This is a genomic window from Polaribacter sp. Z014 (assembly GCF_023555435.1).
Taxonomy (GTDB): domain Bacteria; phylum Bacteroidota; class Bacteroidia; order Flavobacteriales; family Flavobacteriaceae; genus Polaribacter.
This window is the reverse complement of record NZ_JALCZP010000010.1, coordinates 1-18,191: the sequence shown is the minus strand read 5'-3', so window position 1 is coordinate 18,191 and position 18,191 is coordinate 1. Positions and strand designations below refer to the sequence as shown.

At 29.4% G+C, this 18,191-nt stretch carries 19 protein-coding genes; 16 read left to right on the top strand and 3 right to left on the bottom strand.

The window, feature by feature from the left end; all coding sequences use genetic code 11:
- The first annotated feature begins 116 nt into the window (after positions 1-116).
- Both MPF19_RS12155 and MPF19_RS12150 read left to right on the top strand, forming a co-directional pair.
- A complete protein-coding gene (locus MPF19_RS12155) occupies positions 117-1,151 on the top strand; it encodes a M28 family metallopeptidase (protein WP_249988454.1) in 1,035 nt (344 codons plus the stop codon).
- A 65-nt stretch (positions 1,152-1,216) separates the two neighbouring features.
- Entirely contained in the window at positions 1,217-2,488 is a 1,272-nt protein-coding gene (locus MPF19_RS12150) for an APC family permease (protein WP_249988453.1), read from the top strand.
- Between the two features lie 96 nt (positions 2,489-2,584).
- Here the strand turns inward: MPF19_RS12150 and MPF19_RS12145 are convergent, their stop codons facing one another.
- On the bottom strand, positions 2,585-3,955 hold the full coding sequence (locus MPF19_RS12145; RefSeq protein ID WP_249988452.1) for a tetratricopeptide repeat protein: 1,371 nt from the start codon (positions 3,953-3,955) through the stop codon (positions 2,585-2,587).
- Positions 3,956-4,234: 279 nt separating this feature from the next.
- On the opposite strand from MPF19_RS12145, the gene pyrR reads away from it, so the two are divergent.
- From pyrR to MPF19_RS12120, 5 genes are read left to right on the top strand one after another with little or no spacing between them, the layout of a single operon-like run.
- Positions 4,235-4,774, top strand: coding sequence for a bifunctional pyr operon transcriptional regulator/uracil phosphoribosyltransferase PyrR (gene pyrR, locus MPF19_RS12140; RefSeq protein ID WP_203395037.1), 540 nt, complete (start codon positions 4,235-4,237; stop codon positions 4,772-4,774).
- A gap of 2 nt (positions 4,775-4,776) precedes the next feature.
- The gene (locus tag MPF19_RS12135) at positions 4,777-5,706 is read left to right on the top strand and encodes an aspartate carbamoyltransferase catalytic subunit (RefSeq protein WP_203395036.1); all 930 of its coding nucleotides are present in this window, start codon (positions 4,777-4,779) and stop codon (positions 5,704-5,706) included.
- A 41-nt stretch (positions 5,707-5,747) separates the two neighbouring features.
- Positions 5,748-6,080, top strand: a complete 333-nt coding sequence (locus MPF19_RS12130; RefSeq protein WP_203395035.1) for a hypothetical protein — start codon at positions 5,748-5,750, stop codon at positions 6,078-6,080.
- A gap of 11 nt (positions 6,081-6,091) precedes the next feature.
- Positions 6,092-6,412: a T9SS type A sorting domain-containing protein gene (locus tag MPF19_RS12125; RefSeq protein WP_203395034.1), complete on the top strand. Its 321-nt coding sequence runs from the start codon at positions 6,092-6,094 to the stop codon at positions 6,410-6,412.
- On the top strand, positions 6,409-7,323 hold the full coding sequence (locus MPF19_RS12120) for a ribonuclease Z (protein ID WP_249988451.1): 915 nt from the start codon (positions 6,409-6,411) through the stop codon (positions 7,321-7,323). Before MPF19_RS12125 ends, MPF19_RS12120 begins: the two co-directional genes overlap by 4 nt.
- Before the next feature lie 327 nt (positions 7,324-7,650).
- On the opposite strand, the gene MPF19_RS12115 is transcribed toward MPF19_RS12120, so the two are convergent.
- Positions 7,651-8,013: a CoA-binding protein gene (locus tag MPF19_RS12115; RefSeq protein WP_203395032.1), complete on the bottom strand. Its 363-nt coding sequence runs from the start codon at positions 8,011-8,013 to the stop codon at positions 7,651-7,653.
- A gap of 263 nt (positions 8,014-8,276) precedes the next feature.
- On the opposite strand from MPF19_RS12115, the gene MPF19_RS12110 reads away from it, so the two are divergent.
- The 3 genes from MPF19_RS12110 (at position 8,277) to MPF19_RS12100 (ending at position 11,171) form a co-directional block, all read left to right on the top strand.
- Positions 8,277-9,275, top strand: coding sequence for a 2-hydroxyacid dehydrogenase (locus tag MPF19_RS12110; protein WP_249988450.1), 999 nt, complete (start codon positions 8,277-8,279; stop codon positions 9,273-9,275).
- 137 nt (positions 9,276-9,412) lie between these two features.
- Positions 9,413-9,988: a Crp/Fnr family transcriptional regulator gene (locus MPF19_RS12105; protein WP_203395030.1), complete on the top strand. Its 576-nt coding sequence runs from the start codon at positions 9,413-9,415 to the stop codon at positions 9,986-9,988.
- 88 nt (positions 9,989-10,076) lie between these two features.
- Complete coding sequence (locus tag MPF19_RS12100; protein ID WP_249988449.1) at positions 10,077-11,171, top strand: alkene reductase; 1,095 nt, start codon at positions 10,077-10,079, stop codon at positions 11,169-11,171.
- 140 nt (positions 11,172-11,311) lie between these two features.
- Here the strand turns inward: MPF19_RS12100 and MPF19_RS12095 are convergent, their stop codons facing one another.
- Positions 11,312-12,319 (bottom strand): 3-oxoacyl-ACP synthase III family protein, encoded by a 1,008-nt coding sequence (locus MPF19_RS12095; protein WP_203395028.1) that lies wholly within the window; start codon positions 12,317-12,319, stop codon positions 11,312-11,314.
- 183 nt (positions 12,320-12,502) lie between these two features.
- Here MPF19_RS12095 and htpG point away from each other — a divergent pair, with 183 nt between their 5' ends.
- The 6 genes from htpG (at position 12,503) to MPF19_RS12065 (ending at position 18,113) form a co-directional block, all read left to right on the top strand.
- The gene (gene htpG, locus MPF19_RS12090) at positions 12,503-14,407 is read left to right on the top strand and encodes a molecular chaperone HtpG (protein ID WP_249988448.1); all 1,905 of its coding nucleotides are present in this window, start codon (positions 12,503-12,505) and stop codon (positions 14,405-14,407) included.
- 526 nt (positions 14,408-14,933) lie between these two features.
- The gene (locus tag MPF19_RS12085; protein ID WP_249988447.1) at positions 14,934-15,116 is read left to right on the top strand and encodes a hypothetical protein; all 183 of its coding nucleotides are present in this window, start codon (positions 14,934-14,936) and stop codon (positions 15,114-15,116) included.
- A gap of 205 nt (positions 15,117-15,321) precedes the next feature.
- Positions 15,322-15,663 (top strand): cupin domain-containing protein, encoded by a 342-nt coding sequence (locus MPF19_RS12080; RefSeq protein WP_249988446.1) that lies wholly within the window; start codon positions 15,322-15,324, stop codon positions 15,661-15,663.
- Positions 15,664-15,841: 178 nt separating this feature from the next.
- Positions 15,842-16,351 carry a DUF3124 domain-containing protein gene (locus MPF19_RS12075; RefSeq protein ID WP_249988445.1) on the top strand — a complete coding sequence of 170 codons (510 nt, stop codon included), beginning with the start codon at positions 15,842-15,844 and terminating at the stop codon, positions 16,349-16,351.
- 149 nt (positions 16,352-16,500) lie between these two features.
- The gene (locus MPF19_RS12070; protein WP_249988444.1) at positions 16,501-17,217 is read left to right on the top strand and encodes a carboxypeptidase-like regulatory domain-containing protein; all 717 of its coding nucleotides are present in this window, start codon (positions 16,501-16,503) and stop codon (positions 17,215-17,217) included.
- Positions 17,217-18,113 carry a transglutaminase domain-containing protein gene (locus MPF19_RS12065; protein WP_249988443.1) on the top strand — a complete coding sequence of 299 codons (897 nt, stop codon included), beginning with the start codon at positions 17,217-17,219 and terminating at the stop codon, positions 18,111-18,113. Before MPF19_RS12070 ends, MPF19_RS12065 begins: the two co-directional genes overlap by 1 nt.
- Positions 18,114-18,191: the final 78 nt, after the last annotated feature.

Sequence of the window (18,191 nt, the reverse complement as noted above, 5' to 3'; positions counted from 1 at the left end):
TAACGCAGTATAAAAAAGTTCTATAATTAGGTCATTTACAGCGTTATGTTGCTTTACGGACAATCAAATCATTTTATTATAATATTACATCTTACAAACTTTATTCAACCTAATTTATGAAAAACATCCTTTACACATTTGGTCTTTTCTTTTTTATAGCATGTAGCTCTAGTCAAAATACTTCTAAAGAAGATGTAAACACTGATTATGCTGCTAAATATGCAGCAACAATTACAGCAGAAGACTTAAAAACCAATTTATACATTTTTGCCTCAGATGAGTTTGAAGGTAGAAATACGGGAGAACCTGGACAGAAAAAAGCAATTGAATTTTTAAAAAACTTTTATGTTGCTAAAGGAATCTCTTCTGGTTTAGGAGGTGATAATTATTACCAAAAAGTGCCTGCTGATTGGATTAATAAAAATACACGTCGTGGTAAATACAAAGATTCCGAAAATGTTTTAGCGTTTATAAAAGGAACCGAAAAGCCCGATGAAATAGTTGTAATTTCTGCACATTTAGACCATGAAGGCATAAAAAATGGACAAATTTACAATGGAGCCGATGATGATGGTTCTGGTTCCATGGCTATTTTAGAAATTGCAAAAGCGTTTCAAACAGCAGTAAAAGCAGGTAAAGGACCTAAAAGATCTATTTTGTTTTTACATGTTACAGGTGAAGAAAAAGGATTATTAGGTTCTAAATACTATACAGAAAACCCAATATTTCCGCTAGCAAATACTGTTTGTGATTTAAATATTGATATGATTGGTAGAGTTGATGATTTACACAAAACAGATTCTAATTATGTATATTTAATTGGTGCAGATAAATTGAGTACTGAGCTTCAACAAATTTCTGAAAATGCAAATACAAAATATACCAACATTAATTTAGATTACACCTATAATGATGAAAATGACCCAAATCGTTTTTACTACAGATCTGATCATTACAACTTTGCAAAACATAATATACCTGTTATTTTTTATTTTAACGGTACACATGAAGATTACCACAAACCCACTGATACTCCAGATAAAATTGAATATGATTTGTTAGCAAAAAGAACGCAATTAGTTTTTTACACAGCTTGGGAAGTTGCTAATAGAGAAACAAGATTGATTGTAGATAAAGCTTCAAAAGAATAAATTTATTAAATATAAAACGATAAGAACCTCTAAGTGGTTACCTTTAAAAAAATCTACATAAAAAAATGAGCACTAAAATAGATTTAAAAGAAGCTATTTCCATTGGAATTGGAGGAATGGTTGGTGGTGGAATTTTCGCAGTACTAGGATTGGCAGTCGCCTTGGCAAAAGGAGGCACTCCCATTTCTTTTTTAATTGCAGGTTTTATTGCTTTGATAACTTCTTATAGCTACGTAAAATTATCTCTAAAATATCCAGACAGAGGTGGAACTGTTAAGTTTATAAACCAAGGTTTTGGAGTTGGCGTTTTTAGTGGAGGAATAAATAATTTACTTTGGGCAAGTTATATTATTATGTTAGCTTTATACGCTTCTGCTTTTGGTTCTTATGCCCCAAATTTATTTGAATTAACTAGTAACAAAGTTATAGACACGCATGTTTATGCTTCTGCAATTGTAATTATTGCTACTGCAATTAATTATTATAGTATTTCTGTTGTTGGAAAAATAGAAGCGTATGCTGTTATTATAAAGTTGATAATCTTATTATCTTTTGTGGGTTTTGGGATCTATGGATTGTTTGGAAACACGCATTTAGAACAATTATCACCAGCTTATTGGGAATCTCCTTTTAAACTAGTTACTGCAGGAATGGTAATTTTTGTAGCCTACGAAGGTTTTGAATTGATTGCCAATGCTGCTCCTGATATAGAAAACCCAAAAGTAAATATTCCACGAGCTTATTATTGGTCCGTTCTTTTTGTAATCTTTCTATATATAATTATTGCTGCAATTACCGTTGGCTCGTTAGATTTTAATGTAATTGCAACCGCACAAGATTATGTTTTAGCAGAAGCGGCAAAACCCATGTTAGGTAAACCTGGATTTACAATTATTACTATTGCAGCACTAATTTCTACTTTTTCTGCAATAAATGCTTCACTTTATGGAGGAAGCGAAGTAAATTATGAAATTGCAGAAGATGATGAACTTCCTAAAGAATTTACACACAAATTATGGAACCAACCAATTGGCTTATTTATAACAGCAATTGCCACATTAGTATTAGTAAATACCTTAAAATTAGAAAGCATTTCAACTGCTGGTAGTGTTGGTTTTCTATTTATTTTTGCCGTTGTAAACTATAGTGGTTTTAAATTATCTGAAGAAACAGGAAGTAAAAAGAGTATTCCTATTTTAGGCGCTATCTTATGTTTTACAGCAATGATAGCCCTACTTATTCAACAATATTCCGTTAATAAATTTGATGTATTTATTGCTTTAGGAATTATTGCTTTCTGTTTTTTATTGGAAATTTTTTATAAAAAAAATGAATAAAAAACATTGGGTAAAGCTAAAATCAACAAATAGTTATATCCGTTGCATAGGATAAAATAAATTTGAAATTTATTAGAAATTAAGTCTCAGAAAAAGTTATTCCATCGCTTTTTTAAAATCAACTAAAAGCTTTTGTACTTTTTTATTATCATACACAATTGGGTACAATTCTTTTAAAACGATATTGTAATCGTAATCTATTTTTAAAGCTGCTATTAGATGATCAAATCCGTATTTTTCTTTATTCAGAATAAAAAATAACCCTGACAATCTATACGCAATTTCAGCTGCATTTTTATACACTTTTTGCGCTTTAATTAAAGTATTAAGAGCATCATTAAATTCGCCTAAAAAAGATAATACATCTGCTAAACCTATAAATATTTCTAAGGAATCATCATTTAAATCTAAACATTTTTCGAAACCAGTCACAGCTTCTTCATAAAAATTAAGTTTAAGATTAATTTCTGCATATTGTCTCCAATACAAAGAATTATCTTCTTCTATTTTTAACGCTTTAGAGATGTAATATGCTGCTTTTTGATAGTTTTCTTCTAGATAATATAAATTGGTTAATAACATCCAACCTTTATCTAATAAAGGATCTTCGTGAACCGCCTTTTTATAAAAAGAAATCGCTTTATCAAAATTTAGTAATTTTTCATGACACTCTCCTACTCTTAGGTACACAAAAGCTGTTGCGTCATCTAATTCTAAAGTAATTAGATAATTATCTATAGCTTCTTTATAACTCCCTAATTGTTCTAATGTTTTTGCTTTTTCTAAATAACCTCCAATAAAAGACTCATCAATTATAACAGCATAATCAAAAGCATTTAATGCTTTTTTATATTTTTCTAAAATAAAATATTGTCTTCCTAATTGATGCCACGCAACTTCGCAATATGGATTAATATCTACATAAGCATTTAAATAGGTTATTGCTGCATCATGTTCTTGCTCCATATCAAAACAATACACCACATTATACAGCGCAGAATAATCTTCAAAATCTACATGCACACATTTTATAAAGGTTAAACGTGCATTTTTAAAGTCGTCTAAATACAAATATTCCATTCCTAAAAGAGACCACACATCTACCTTATCATCTGTAAATGTTAAGGCTTTTTTTAATAATTCTATGGCTTCTTTATGATTTCCTTGCTTAGAACTAATGGTTGCTTTTTGTATAAAAACTTCATCATTATTAGGCTCTAAGCGCTCAATAATTTTCAACAACATAGAAGCTTTATCTAATTCATCCTCAAAAACATAAATCTCTACTTGCAGTAATTTTAAATCTACGGAAGCAGGATGTTGTTGCAGCCCAAGTTTTACTGCTTTTTTAGCCAAAGCATGTTTACCTGCGTCTAAATAATGCACAATTATTTCTTCGAACTCTACCAAATCAAAAAAATAAACTGCGTTGGTTTTTAGCATCGATTCAAACTTTAAGAGAGACATAACTATGAGATTTGAATTAGTTTATTAAAGGTACTACAACTCCTAAGATTCATAGTATTTAGGTTTTTTTGTTTTCAACAATTTAATTAACATCAAAATCAACTAAAAATCACTTAAAAAAACAAGACTTCTACGTACTTAAAACTACTATTAAATAGTTCTTTTCTTATAAATCTATTGTAAAAATTACAATTCGAGTCTCATTTTATTTTGCACATACATTAATTTACATTAATTTTGATTTTCAATAACTATCAAGCTAAATTGATAGCTTTCTTTATGAGCAAAAAAAACTTACTTAACTCAAAGGATATTGAAATAATTTTACATCGATTGGCTTGTCAGTTAATCGAAAATCATAACGATTTTTCTAATACCGTATTAATAGGTTTACAACCAAGAGGTAGTTTTTTAGCTAATAGATTAGCCGATTTATTAAAAACAACTTATAACGTTAAAGACTTACAATTAGGACTATTAGATATTACCTTTTACAGAGACGATTTTAGAAGAAGAGATGCGCCTTTAGCAGCTACAGCAACTGAAATGGACTTTATTATTGAAGGTAAAAATGTAGTAATTATTGACGATGTCTTGTATTCTGGTAGAAGTGTTAGAGCTGCATTAACTGCAATGCAAGCCTATGGAAGACCTGATAATATTGAATTATTAGTATTAATAGACAGACGTTTTAGTAGGCATTTACCAATACAACCAAATTATAGAGGTAGACAAGTAGACGCTATTAACCTCGAAAAAGTGTTGGTTACTTGGAAAGAAACGCATAAAAAAGACGCAGTTTACATAGAATCAAAATAATTATGTCAGAATTAAGTGTAGAACATTTATTAGGAATAAAGTATCTAAAAGAAACTGATATTGATCTTATTTTTAGAACTGCAGATCATTTTAAAGAGGTAATTAACAGACCTATAAAAAAAGTACCTTCTCTTAGAGATATTACCATTGCTAACTTGTTTTTTGAAAACAGTACGCGTACCAAATTAAGTTTCGAATTGGCAGAAAAACGACTTTCTGCAGATGTAATTAATTTTTCTGCAGGGCAATCTTCTGTAAAAAAAGGAGAAACTCTCATTGATACCGTAAACAATATTTTAGCTATGAAAGTAGATATTGTTGTAATGAGACATGCAAGTGTTGGTGCCGGTGTTTTTTTATCTAGACATGTAGATGCTAAAATAGTAAACGCAGGTGACGGAACGCATGAACACCCAACACAGGCTTTATTGGATTCTTATTCTATTCGAGAAAAATTAGGAAGCGTAAAAGGTAAAAAAATTGTAATTGTTGGTGATATTTTACACTCTAGAGTAGCACTATCTAACATCTTTGCATTACAATTACAAGGTGCAGAAGTAAGAGTTTGTGGCCCAACAACGTTAATTCCTAAATACATTTCTAGTTTAGGAGTAAAAGTAGAAACCAATCTAAAAAAAGCACTAGAATGGTGTGATGTTGCCAATGTTTTACGTGTTCAAAACGAAAGAATGGATATTAAATATTTTCCTTCTACGAGAGAATACACCCAACTTTTTGGAATTAATCAAGAAATTTTAGACAACCTTGGCAAGAAAATTGTGATTATGCACCCAGGACCGATAAACCGTGGTGTAGAAATTACAAGTGATGTTGCCGACTCTGATCAATCTATTATATTAAACCAAGTAGAAAACGGAGTTGCCGTAAGAATGGCCGTTATTTATTTATTAGCACAACAAGTTAAGAGATGAATCTAAACGAAGTTTAAGATCGCTGTACTAAATCTGTAATAATGAAAATAGACAAAAAAGACACCTATACACTTATTTTAAGTGATGAAAAATCATTTACCGAATTTTACAATTCTTTCTTAATTGAAGAAGAAAAAAGGAGTAAAGAACATATTATCATACAAATTTCAGACAACATTAACGCTTCAATAAAAGATTTTTCACTATTTTTGAGAATAGCAGCTCAAAAAAAGGAAAATGGCACATCATTTGTAATAGTAAATTCTAGTATTAATATAGACGATTTTCCAGAAAACTTTAACATTACTCCTACTTTGCAAGAAGCAATAGATGTAATAGAAATGGAAGCTATGGAAAGGGAACTAGGATTTTAAACAAAAAGCAAATGGTAAAAAAACTACTTTTTATATTATTTTTAAGTTGTACTTCTATAGTTTTTTCTCAGGAAAACTCTATTGATGGTTTATCTGCTGCTCCAAATCCTTTTACAAATACTACCAAAATTAGTTTTTCATCAGACTCAAAATCGACTATTTATTTTACCGTCAAAAATGTATTAGGAAAAACTGTTTTCAGAAAAAGTATTCAAACAAAACCGGGTAAAAACAATATTCCTTTTTATAAAAACGATTTGCCTAATGGTATGTATATTTATAGCATACAAGACAAAAAGAAAACCATATCTAAACGACTTGTTATTAGATGAGCATAACCCTAACTATATTAGGTTGTCATTCTGCAACACCTAGAATAAACGCTTTTCCTACTTCACAGTATTTGGAAATTAACAATAGCCATTTTTTAATTGATTGTGGTGAAGGTACTCAGCGTCAAATGAGAAAATATAAAGTTGGTTTTTCTAAAATCAATCATATTTTTATAACACATTTACATGGTGATCATTTTTATGGATTGGTTGGATTATTAGCTACTTTCGGAATTTTAAATAGAGAAAAAGAACTCCATATTTATGGCCCAAAAGGCATAAAAGAAGTTACTTTATTACAATTAAAAATTTCTCAATCTCACGCAAAATATAAAATGATTTTTCATGAGTTAACTTCTAAAGAAAGTGAACTTATTTTTGAAGACGATAAGGTTTCCGTACGCACTATTCCGTTAACCCATAGAGTGTATACAAACGGCTATTTGTTTACAGAAAAAGAGAAATCTAGAAAGCTAAACATGTTAAATATTAGTGGATATCCAGAAATTGATAAAGCCGATTATTTAAATATTAAAGCAGGTAGAGATGTAGTTTTGCCTTCTGGAGAAGTTGTTTCTAATTTAGAATTAACAATTCCGCCAGAAAAACCTTTAAGTTTTGCTTTTTGTAGCGATACGTGTTACAAACCAGATATTGTTCCTCTTATAAAAGAAGTCGATTTATTATACCATGAAGCTACCTTTTTAGCAGACAGAGAAGACTTGGCAAAAAAGACAAAACACGCTACAACAAAACAAGCTGCTGAAATTGCAAAACAAGCAAACGCTAAGCAATTAATAATAGGTCATTATTCTGGAAGATATAAAGACATTAACGTTTTTAAAGAGGAAGCACAAGAAATATTTAAAAACACTTACTTAGCTGAACCTGGAAAAATGTTTAAAGTATAACTAATAATTTATTATTTCGAACAGTTGAAATAAATTCAATATACAACGAAACGTTAAACACCTACCCAAAAGTAGAAATAGAAGAACTTATAAAAAAGTTAATTGAACTTGATTTTTACAATCCTTACTTCACTACCTTCTTCTGTATTACAAATACAGCTCATTAAAATTTTGAATATCTAAGTAAAAACTTTACAGCACGTACTGATTTCTCTTGAGAAAAAAGGAAAGAAGGAGGTGTAAATTATTTCTGGACTTTGTATCACCCGAAAGACATACAGCTTTGGCTAATAAGTTTATTAAATTTTGCCATTAATAATTTACTTTTTAATATTGATCTATACTTAACATTACTAATGTACAAGCAACTTCTACCTCTATAGAATTCTTCTCTAAAAGTTTTACAAACTCCTCATTCTCAGATCCAGGATTAAAAATTACTCTTCTAGGTTTTAAACCAATTATATAATCATAGTACGCTTCTTGATTTTTTGGGTTTAGGTACAAAGTAACCGTATCTATATTTTTATACTCTTTTTTTTCAGTATCAATTACAACCCCTAATACAGTTCCTTTTCTTATTCCTAAAGCAGCAACAGGTATTTCTTTATCTACGAGCCTTTTAATAGCAATATTAGAATATTTATTAGGATTTGTTGAAGCGCCTAGAACTAATGTTACATTTTTCATTCCGTTAATTTACGTTAAACAAATTTAATATCATAACAAATATAAACAATGAGATTTCTATAAACCATTCCATACTAAAAAAAAATAAAATTTAGCTTCACTATTTTAAGTTTTAAGCTCACTTATACAAAAAAATCAACTTTAACAAAAGGTAAAAACCAACATAAAGTTGATAATTTTTTTTAGTTATTAATCTATAAATATAATTACCTTTATATAACACCAACTTATACTTTTTATAGAGCATTACAAACTAGATTATTATGAAAATAGCTGTTTTTAGTACAAAGTCTTACGATAAAGAATCATTAGAAAAACACAACATTAAAGGAGCCCTTTCTTTTACCTATTTTGAAGAGTCTTTAAATAAGAAAACAACCAATTTAGCATTAGGATTTAATGCTGTTTGTGTTTTTGTAAATGATAAATTAGATAGTGAAACTATAAAAAAACTTGCAAAAAATGGAATTAAGCTAATTGCTTTGCGTTGTGCAGGCTTTAATAATATAGATTTAGAAACAGCTGCAGAAAATAAGATTACAGTTGTTAGAGTTCCCGCGTATTCTCCAGAAGCAGTTGCAGAACAAGCAGTTGCTTTAATTATGACATTAAATAGAAAAACCCATAAGGCATATAACAGAATTAGAGAAGGTAATTTCTCCTTAGAAAAACTGATAGGTTTTAATCTACATAACAAAACCGTTGGTGTAATTGGTACAGGTAGAATTGGTGAAGCATTTTCAAAGATAATGCAAGGTTTTGGTTGTAAAGTAGTTGCTTATGATCTTTATGAAAACAAAGAATTGCTAAAAATAGGTGTTGATTATTTACCCTTTGATGAATTGATAAAAACATCTGATATTATTTCTTTACATTGCCCACTTACACCAGAAACGCATCACCTAATGAATAAAAAAACGTTTTCAAAAATGAAAAAAGGTGTGATGCTTATTAACACCAGTAGAGGTGCGTTAATTGATAGCGCTGATGCTATTACCGCTTTAAAAAGTCATAAAATAGGGTATTTAGGTATAGATGTATACGAACAAGAAGAGAAACTATTCTATAAAGACTTGTCTGAAGATATTATTCATGATGATTTAATATTAAGACTAATAAGTTTCCCAAATGTATTAATCACAGCTCACCAAGGTTTTTTAACCAAAGAAGCATTAGAACAAATAGCCAAAATAACTATAGAGAATATTTCTAATTTTGAAAAAAATATAAAAACAGAGAATGAAGTATTAATTGCCCAATAAAAGCATTGTAAAACAACAATACATCACATTCTAAACACTATTTTATTTTATGAGTTTATTATAATAAACACGCTCATATCAAAATAAAAAAAGTGTATTTCATTTTAAATAAATAATCATTTTAGTATATTTCTAAGATGTATCAATCTATAACAAATCACATCAACAATCATATTACACCAACAACCATTGATTTAGAATTTTTTAATGCGCTTTTAACTGAAACTTCTATACCAAAAGGTCAGTTTTTATTATTACCTAGAGCCATTGTAAACCAAGAATATTTTGTTGTTAAAGGTTGTTTAAAGGCTTATTATTCTGATGATAAAGGCCATAGACACATCATTCAGTTTGCAGTAGAAAATTGGTGGATAGGAGATTTTGATGCTTTTTACAATCAAATACCTTCCATACTACACATAGAAGCAATTGAAGACTCTAAATTATTATCTATTAGCTATAATAATCTTCAAAAGATTTATGATGAAGCTCCTGTTTTTGAACGTTATTTTAGAATTTTAACCACCAAGGCTGTCATCGCGCAGCGAAAAAGAATTTTATCTACATTAGAAAAAAACACACAAGAGCGTTACTTAGAGTTTTGTTCTTCTTATCCAAACATAGAAAATAGAGTCCCTAATTACGACATTGCAAATTATTTAGGTGTTTCTCCAGAAAACTTAAGCCGGGTTAGAAGACAACCTAAAAGTTAAATCTTTCTTAATTAATATAGATCAATAATATTAGCCTACAAGTCTTGTAACTTTGTATCTATATTAACAATATAAAAATCATCATTAAATGAGCAAGCAACAGTTATTAACTCCATATAATAGAAATATTAGTTTAAAAAACAGAGTCGTAATGGCTCCCATGACGCGTAGTAGAGCAAATAACGAAGGTAACGTAGCTACGAACGAATTGCATGGTTTGTATTATGAGCAACGTGCTTCTGCAGGTTTAATTATAACAGAAGGATCTCAGGTATCTAAAGATGCAGTTGGTTATATTTATACAGCAGGAATATATTCTGACGCGCAGGTAGAAGGTTGGAAAAAAGTAACCAAACGTGTACATGATAAAGGTGGAAAAATCTTTATACAATTATGGCATGTTGGAAGAATATCGCATCCAGATTTTCATAATGGAGAATTACCTCTTTCTCCATCGGCAATAAACCCAAACGCACAATCTTTTACACCAGAAGGTTTTAAAGATACCGTTACACCAAAAGAAATGACTATTGAAGATATTAAAACTACGGTTAACGATTTTAAAAATGCAGCTGCGAATGCTGTAAAAGCAGGTTTTGATGGTGTAGAGATTCACTCTTCTAATGGTTATTTATTTCATCAATTTTTTACAAACTGTTCTAACACAAGAACAGATAATTATGGAGGAAGCATTGAAAACAAAACGCGTTTCTTTTTTGAAGTTTTAGATGCAATGAAAGAAGTAATACCTCAAGAAAAAATAGGCGTACGTTTCAATCCTTCTTTAAACGGTCTGTTTGGCATCAATTTAGACGAAGAAACCATACCAACCTTCGAATACATTATTAAAAAATTAAACGATTACAATTTAGCTTATGTACACCTTTCGGAACCGTTTACAGATGTTTCTAATGTTCCTTTTGCAGTAACAGAAATTGCAAAACATTTCCGTCCTTTATATAATGGAACTTTAATGATTAACACTTCGTTTGATAAAGAAAAAGGAAATAAAGTATTAGAAGATGGAGATGCTGATTTAGTAGCTTATGGTAAACCATTTATTTCGAACCCAGATTTGGTAGAACGTTTTGAAAACAATTTAGAATTGGCCGAATGGAATCAAGATACTTTTTATACCCAAGGATCTAAGGGATATACAGATTACCCTAAAGTATCTAAATAACGTACTTTTATTTGATAAAAATAGTTTAAAAACTACTTTTAAAGAGTGTTTTTATAATATGTAACAAAAAAAAATGCCAATATAAGTTTATATTGGCATTTGTTTTTACTTAAAAAATATTGATTCCTAAATTCTAAAAATTACCAACGGATAATAACAGAACCCCAAGTAAATCCGCTACCAAAAGCTGCCAAAACTACTAAATCGTTGTCTTTTATTTTACCTAATTCCCAAGCTTCCGTTAATGCAATAATTACAGAAGCTGCAGTGGTATTTCCATATTTTTGAATATTATTATATATTTTATCATCTGGCAATCTAAACTTACGTTGAATAAATTGTGAAATACGTAAATTAGCTTGATGCGGAATTAACATATCTATATCTTCTTTCTCTAATTTATTGGCTTCTAAACCTTCTACTATCGCTTCAGAAAAACGAGTAATGGCATGTTTAAAAACAAACTGACCATTCATATAAGGATAATAAGAAACATCATTCGGATCATTGGCTTCTAATATTTCTGGCACCCAATGTTTTGTAGATGGACCTTCTAAGATTAATTCTTTTGCATGTTTTCCTTCCGAATGTAAATGAGTAGATAAAATTCCTTTTCCGGCTTCTTCACTTCTAGAAAGTATTGCTGCTCCCGCTCCATCTCCAAAAATTACAGATACATTTCTTCCTCTTGTAGATCTATCTAATCCACCAGAATGATATTCTGCACCAATCACTAAAACATTTTTATACATGCCGGTTTTTACAAACTGATCTGCAACAGACATTGCATAAATAAACCCAGAACATTGGTTACGCACATCTAAAGCACCAATTGTTGGCATGTCTAACATATCTTGCACTTGCACGCCACCTCCAGGAAAATACATATCTGGACTTAAAGTTGCAAACACAATAAAATCGATATCATCTTTTGTTAAACCCGCTCTTTCAATTGCTATTCTAGACGCTTTAGCTCCCATAACCGCCGTAGTATCTCCTGTTTTTGGATCTATCCAACGTCGTTCTTTTATACCTGTTCTTTCTTCAATCCATTCATCTGAAGTTTCCATGAACTCTTTTAAGTCGTTATTAGTAACAACATTTTCGGGAACATAATAGCCTAGTCCAGTAATTTTTGAATTATACATAATTATATTTTGATTTTTTAATTATTTGCAAATTTGTAATACATAAAAATACTAATTTTTAATAATAAATAAGATACTTGCCAAATAAAATAATATTTCTGTCATCTTGTCATAAAAAACGCTTTGGTATTTTTTTTGAATAGTACTTAACAGAAATAATAAATTAAACAAAATAGACATAAAATGGCAAAAGGAAATATTAATGTATCGGTAGAGAATATTTTTCCACTGATTAAAAAATTCTTATACTCAGATCACGAAATATTTTTACGTGAATTGATTTCTAACGGAACAGATGCAACTTCTAAATTAAAGCATTTAATTGCTATTGGTGAAGCTAAAACGGAATTAGGCGATGCTAAAATTGAAGTGAGTATAGATAAAGATGCTAAGACTATTACAATAAAAGATCAAGGTTTAGGAATGACTGCAGATGAGGTTGAAAAATACATCAACCAAATTGCATTTTCTGGAGCTGAAGAGTTTTTAGATAAATATAAAGACAACGAAGCAGGAATTATTGGTCATTTTGGACTAGGTTTTTACTCTGCTTTTATGGTTGCAGAAAAAGTAGAATTAATTACAAAGTCTTTTAAAGATGCACCTGCTGCACATTGGACTTGTGATGGTTCTCCAGAGTTTACTTTAGTAGAAAGCGATAAAACAGACAGAGGAACAGAAATTATTTTACACGTTGCAGAAGATTCTTTAGACTTCTTAGAAGAAAGTAAAATTGGTGGTTTACTAAACAAATACAATCGTTTTAACCAAGTGCCAATTAAATTTGGAACAGAAGAAATTAACGATCCTGAGTTTACACCTGCAACTACAACAGATGCTGAAGGTAAAGAAACTACAGAGCCTCATAAAAAAATTACTGTTGATAATATCATCAACAATACAGAACCTGCTTGGACCAAAGCGCCTGCAGATTTAAGTGATGAAGATTATGAAAACTTCTACAGAGAATTGTATCCAATGCAATTTGAAGAGTCTTTATTCCATATTCATTTAAATGTAGATTATCCTTTTAACTTAACCGGTATTTTATTTTTCCCTAAGTTATCTCCATCCATGGATGTACAAAAAGATAAAATTCAATTATACCAAAACCAAGTTTTTGTAACGGATAATGTAGAAGGAATTGTACCAGACTTTTTACAAATGCTAAAAGGTGTAATTGATTCTCCAGATATTCCTTTAAACGTTTCTCGTTCTGGTTTACAAGCAGACGGAGCTGTAAAGAAAATTTCTGGTTACATTACTAAAAAAGTAGCCGACAAATTATCTTCTATATTCAAAAAAGACAGACCAGATTTTGAGAAAAAATGGAATGATATTAAGGTAATTATTGAATACGGAATGTTGTCTGAAGATAAATTCTTTGACAAAGCGAAGAAATTTGCATTGTACCCAACAGTTGCAGATACGTATTTTACGTTTGATGAATTAATTGAAAAAACGAAAGATTCTCAGACTGATAAAGAAGGAAATCACGTTATTTTATATACATCAAACAAAGAAGCACAACACAGTTATATTCAAGATGCAACAGCTAAAGGATATGAAGTCTTGTTATTAGATTCTCCTATTATTTCGCATTTAATGCAGAAATTAGAAGGTGGTGATGCAAAAGTAAAATTCTCTAGAGTTGATGCAGATCACGTAGACAACTTAATTAAGAAAGACGATAACGTAATTTCTAAATTAACTGAGGAAGAAATTGCAACTTTAAAACCAATTATTGAAGGTGCGGTAAATTCTAAAACATATACGGTTCAATTAGAAGCGATGGATTCTGCTGCTTCTCCATTTATGATTACAGTGCCTGAATTTATGCGTAGAATGAAAGAAATGCAAGCTTCTGGTGGTGGTGGAATGATGGGAATGGGTAATTTCCCTGACATGTATAACTTAATAGTGAATACAAATAGCCCTTTAGTTTCTGATATTTTAAGCAATAAAGACAAAGCTGAGCAGAAAGGTTTAATTTCTCAAGCTTTTGATTTGGCTAGATTATCTCAAAACTTGTTACATGGTGAAGAATTAACAAATTTTATAAAACGTTCTTACGCGTTAATTAAATAGTGATGAATCACCACAGATAAATTATAAACCTCTCTGTGTATTCAGAGAGGTTTTTTTAAACCATTTTTATAAATAGATTCAAAATGCACTTGAAACATCTTTTTGTTTTTCTTCTGATATTTCTTCATTCGGTTGCAGAATCTACTATCTATTGTCAAGAAAACTCTTCAGAATACTATCAGTCTTCCAAAATAAATCAACAACAAAAAATAAGTTATAAAAACACCAAAATTGGTGCTTTTAATAAGAATACAATAGCTTATAACTGCTTTTTAGTTTATCTCTTTCAAAATATTTCTCTAAAATTTACTTTTCAAAAGCGAATTCTACTTACCCTAAAATTACAAAAGCAATTGCATTTAGAAATTGCTTTACAAAACAATCAACATATTTTCTTAATCAATAAAATTACAGCTAGTAATTTTATTTCTAATGTATACATTGCTTAGAACTTTACCTTGTTCTTTGCAAATGCTGAAAAGCTACAAATGATAAAACTAATGTCTCATTCTTTATCATTATTAAAATGTATAAACAGAAAAAAAATCCGCATACAAGAAAGTATATCCGTGCAAAATATTGGCTCAAAAGAAAGTTTTTAATGATTATTACCGCATTTATGATTGGATTATCCAACTCAATAAATGAAGAAGATAAATCCATTTTTGGAAATCAACATCATATAGAACATCAAGATAAAATAGATTAATTTATAACTATAAAAACCTCTTTGTATGTACAGAGAAGTTTTTATAGTATCACTTAAAAAAAAGAATACCATCTAATTTATATGAAGTTTAAAATGATGTTATACCAAATAAACATCAAAATAACGGATTAAATTCATTAAGTATTAAATCTTATTCTTTTGTGATTTAACTATTTTTGTTAATTAAAATTAATATTAACTAATAATGAAATTAGTACACACAAACACATTACCAGAAATAGGCACAAGCCATGATGAAGATGTTAAGAAAAAAGTTTTTATCGAAAAAGGAATTGTACCTCAATTAATGATGTTTGGCTCTGCAACTTTTACACCTGGTCAATCCGTAGAAACTCATAAACACAATACAATGTATGAAGTATTTTACATACAATCTGGTAAAGCAGAATTTATTGTAAATGATCAAAAAATGATTGTAGTTCCTGGAGATTGTATCACTATTGAACAAGGAGAATTCCACAGTATGAGCAATCCATTTTCAGAAAATGTAACTTGGCTTTATTTTGGAATTGCAACGGACAAATAAGATTATTTTTTGATGAACATTTATTTATATATATAATCTGTACAAAATAAAAAAAATATCTTAATTATAAAAAACAGTTCTATTAATTCAGAATTGTTTTTTGATTTTAAAGATAAAAACGAGTAAATTCGTTAAATCTTGTTTTAAAACAATTATAACCTGATTTTAAAAAATTAAAATGAAAAAATTCACGCTATTTTTAATACTTGGTCTTTTAATAGTAAGCTGTAAAGAAGAGAAAGAAGTAAGTTCTATAAATGTAAAAAACTGGACAAAAAGATATGCGAATATTAACCCAAAAGATTCTTTAGAATATGGTAAATCTTACCTTTCTATTTACTCTCAAATCTACAGTGTTTCAGAACATAAAACACATAGTTTAACAGCAATGGTTAGTTTAAGAAATACAAGCGATACAGATACTATTTACATTTTAAAAGCGAATTATTATGATACACATGGTAAATTGGTACGTACATATTTTAAGAAACCTATTTATTTAGCTCCTTTAGAAACTACAGAAATAATCATAGACGAAGTAGATACAGAAGGTGGTACGGGGTCTAATTTTATATTTGAATGGAAGACTCCAAAAGACTGTCCAGAACCTTTGTTTGAAGGAATTATGAACTCTACAAAAGGACAACAAGGTTTATCTTTTTCTACACAATCTAAAAGAATTAAATAAAAATAGGTTTTAGATTTTAAAATTATTAATTTATTTAAACTAACTCAAAATGGTACTTAACTTATAAAATAAACCAGATTACTCAATATCATTTTTAAACTCCTTCCCTATTCAATAGCTTTGATATGTAACTATTAAAAAAACATATCATGAAAACGCAATTTGACTTATCAATAAAAACGCCTTGTTCAGAAAAGTTCCAGAATTTCACAAAAACCAATAAGGGTGGTTTTTGCAATTCTTGCAATAAAGAAGTTATCGATTTTACAAAAATGACTTCTCAAGAAATTATACACTATTTTAAGAACCCCCAAATTAATACTTGTGGCATTTTTAACAAAACACAATTAACATCATATCAAGAGAAAGAAATACCTGTAAACAGATGGCAATTTAGAGCACTTGCTGGATTGGGATTGTCTTTTATTTCTTTGTTTTCTGTAAGCGAGATAAAAGCTCAAGAGAAAAATAACCCCATAGAAATAAATAAAAACAGTAATCAAACTAAAGAAACATCCGTATTACCTGCAAAAAAACAAATTGTTAAAGGAATTATTAGCGATGAGGATGGAGTTCTACCGGGTGTAAGCATCCTTTTAAAAGGAACAACAATTGGAGTTGCCACTAATTTTGATGGCGAGTTTACATTTCCGAAACCTTTAGAAAAAGGTGCTATTTTAATTATTAGTTATTTAGGTTACAAAACGGAAAACATAGTATTTAAGGAAAAACAATTAAACCTAAAACTGAATTATAATTTAGAATTAAAGCTAGATTCTTGTATAATAATGGGAAAAGTGGCTACAAAAGAAGTTTATAAAACCAAACGTTCATTCTGGAAAAGGTTAATTTCTAAAAAACAGTAATGAAAAAAATCCTTTTCCTTTATGTGCTAATATCATTAAAAACATACGCTCAAAAATCTGATTTTAAGCATATCAATTTTGCAAATGCAGACAGTATTGCTAATAGCTATAAAAATGAAAATTTAAAGAGTTTGCCAAAACTTGCACTCCTATTAACTAAAAATTTAGATACGGATGCAGAAAAATTTAGAGCAATTTATATTTGGGTTTGTAAAAATATAAAAGGTGATCATGCTGCAGTTTCTAAAAACACCAGAAAAAGGACACGATTTAAAAATGATTCTATAAAACTAAACCTATGGAACAAATCTTTTAATAAAGTCCTATTTAAAAAATTACTGAAAAATAAAAAGACAGTTTGTACTGGGTATGCCTATTTAATTAGAGAATTATGTTCTTTAGCAAATATAGAAGCTAAAATTATTGACGGATACGGAAGAAGTCCCGAAGTTAATATTGGTGAATTATCAATTCCTAATCATTCTTGGAATGCCATAAAATTGAATACCAAATGGTATTTGGCAGACGCCACTTGGTCTAGTGGTTATACGGATTTGAATAGAAACACTTTCATTTTAGATTATAATGATGGTTACTTTTTAACGGAACCACAGTTGTTTCTTAAAAGCCATTATCCTTTAGTTGAAAAATGGAAACTCTTACAAGATGACGTCTCCTCTACTCTAAATTTTGTAAACGCACCTTTGGTATATGGAGAGACCTTTAAGCTTCAGATAATCACTATTTACCCAATTGAAATGAAAAATAATATTTCTAAAGATGAAGATTTTTTTTTTCAACTACAAGAAAATAATGAACTCGATTTAAGCCAAATTGATATTCAAATTGAAAATTTTCCCTACACAAAACCAATCTCTATTAGTTTAGCCCCTTAAAAGTTCGGAGTGCTATTTTAAATTTCAAAACTAATATATTTGAGATATGAAATACAAGAAATGGAGTTTAGACGAAAA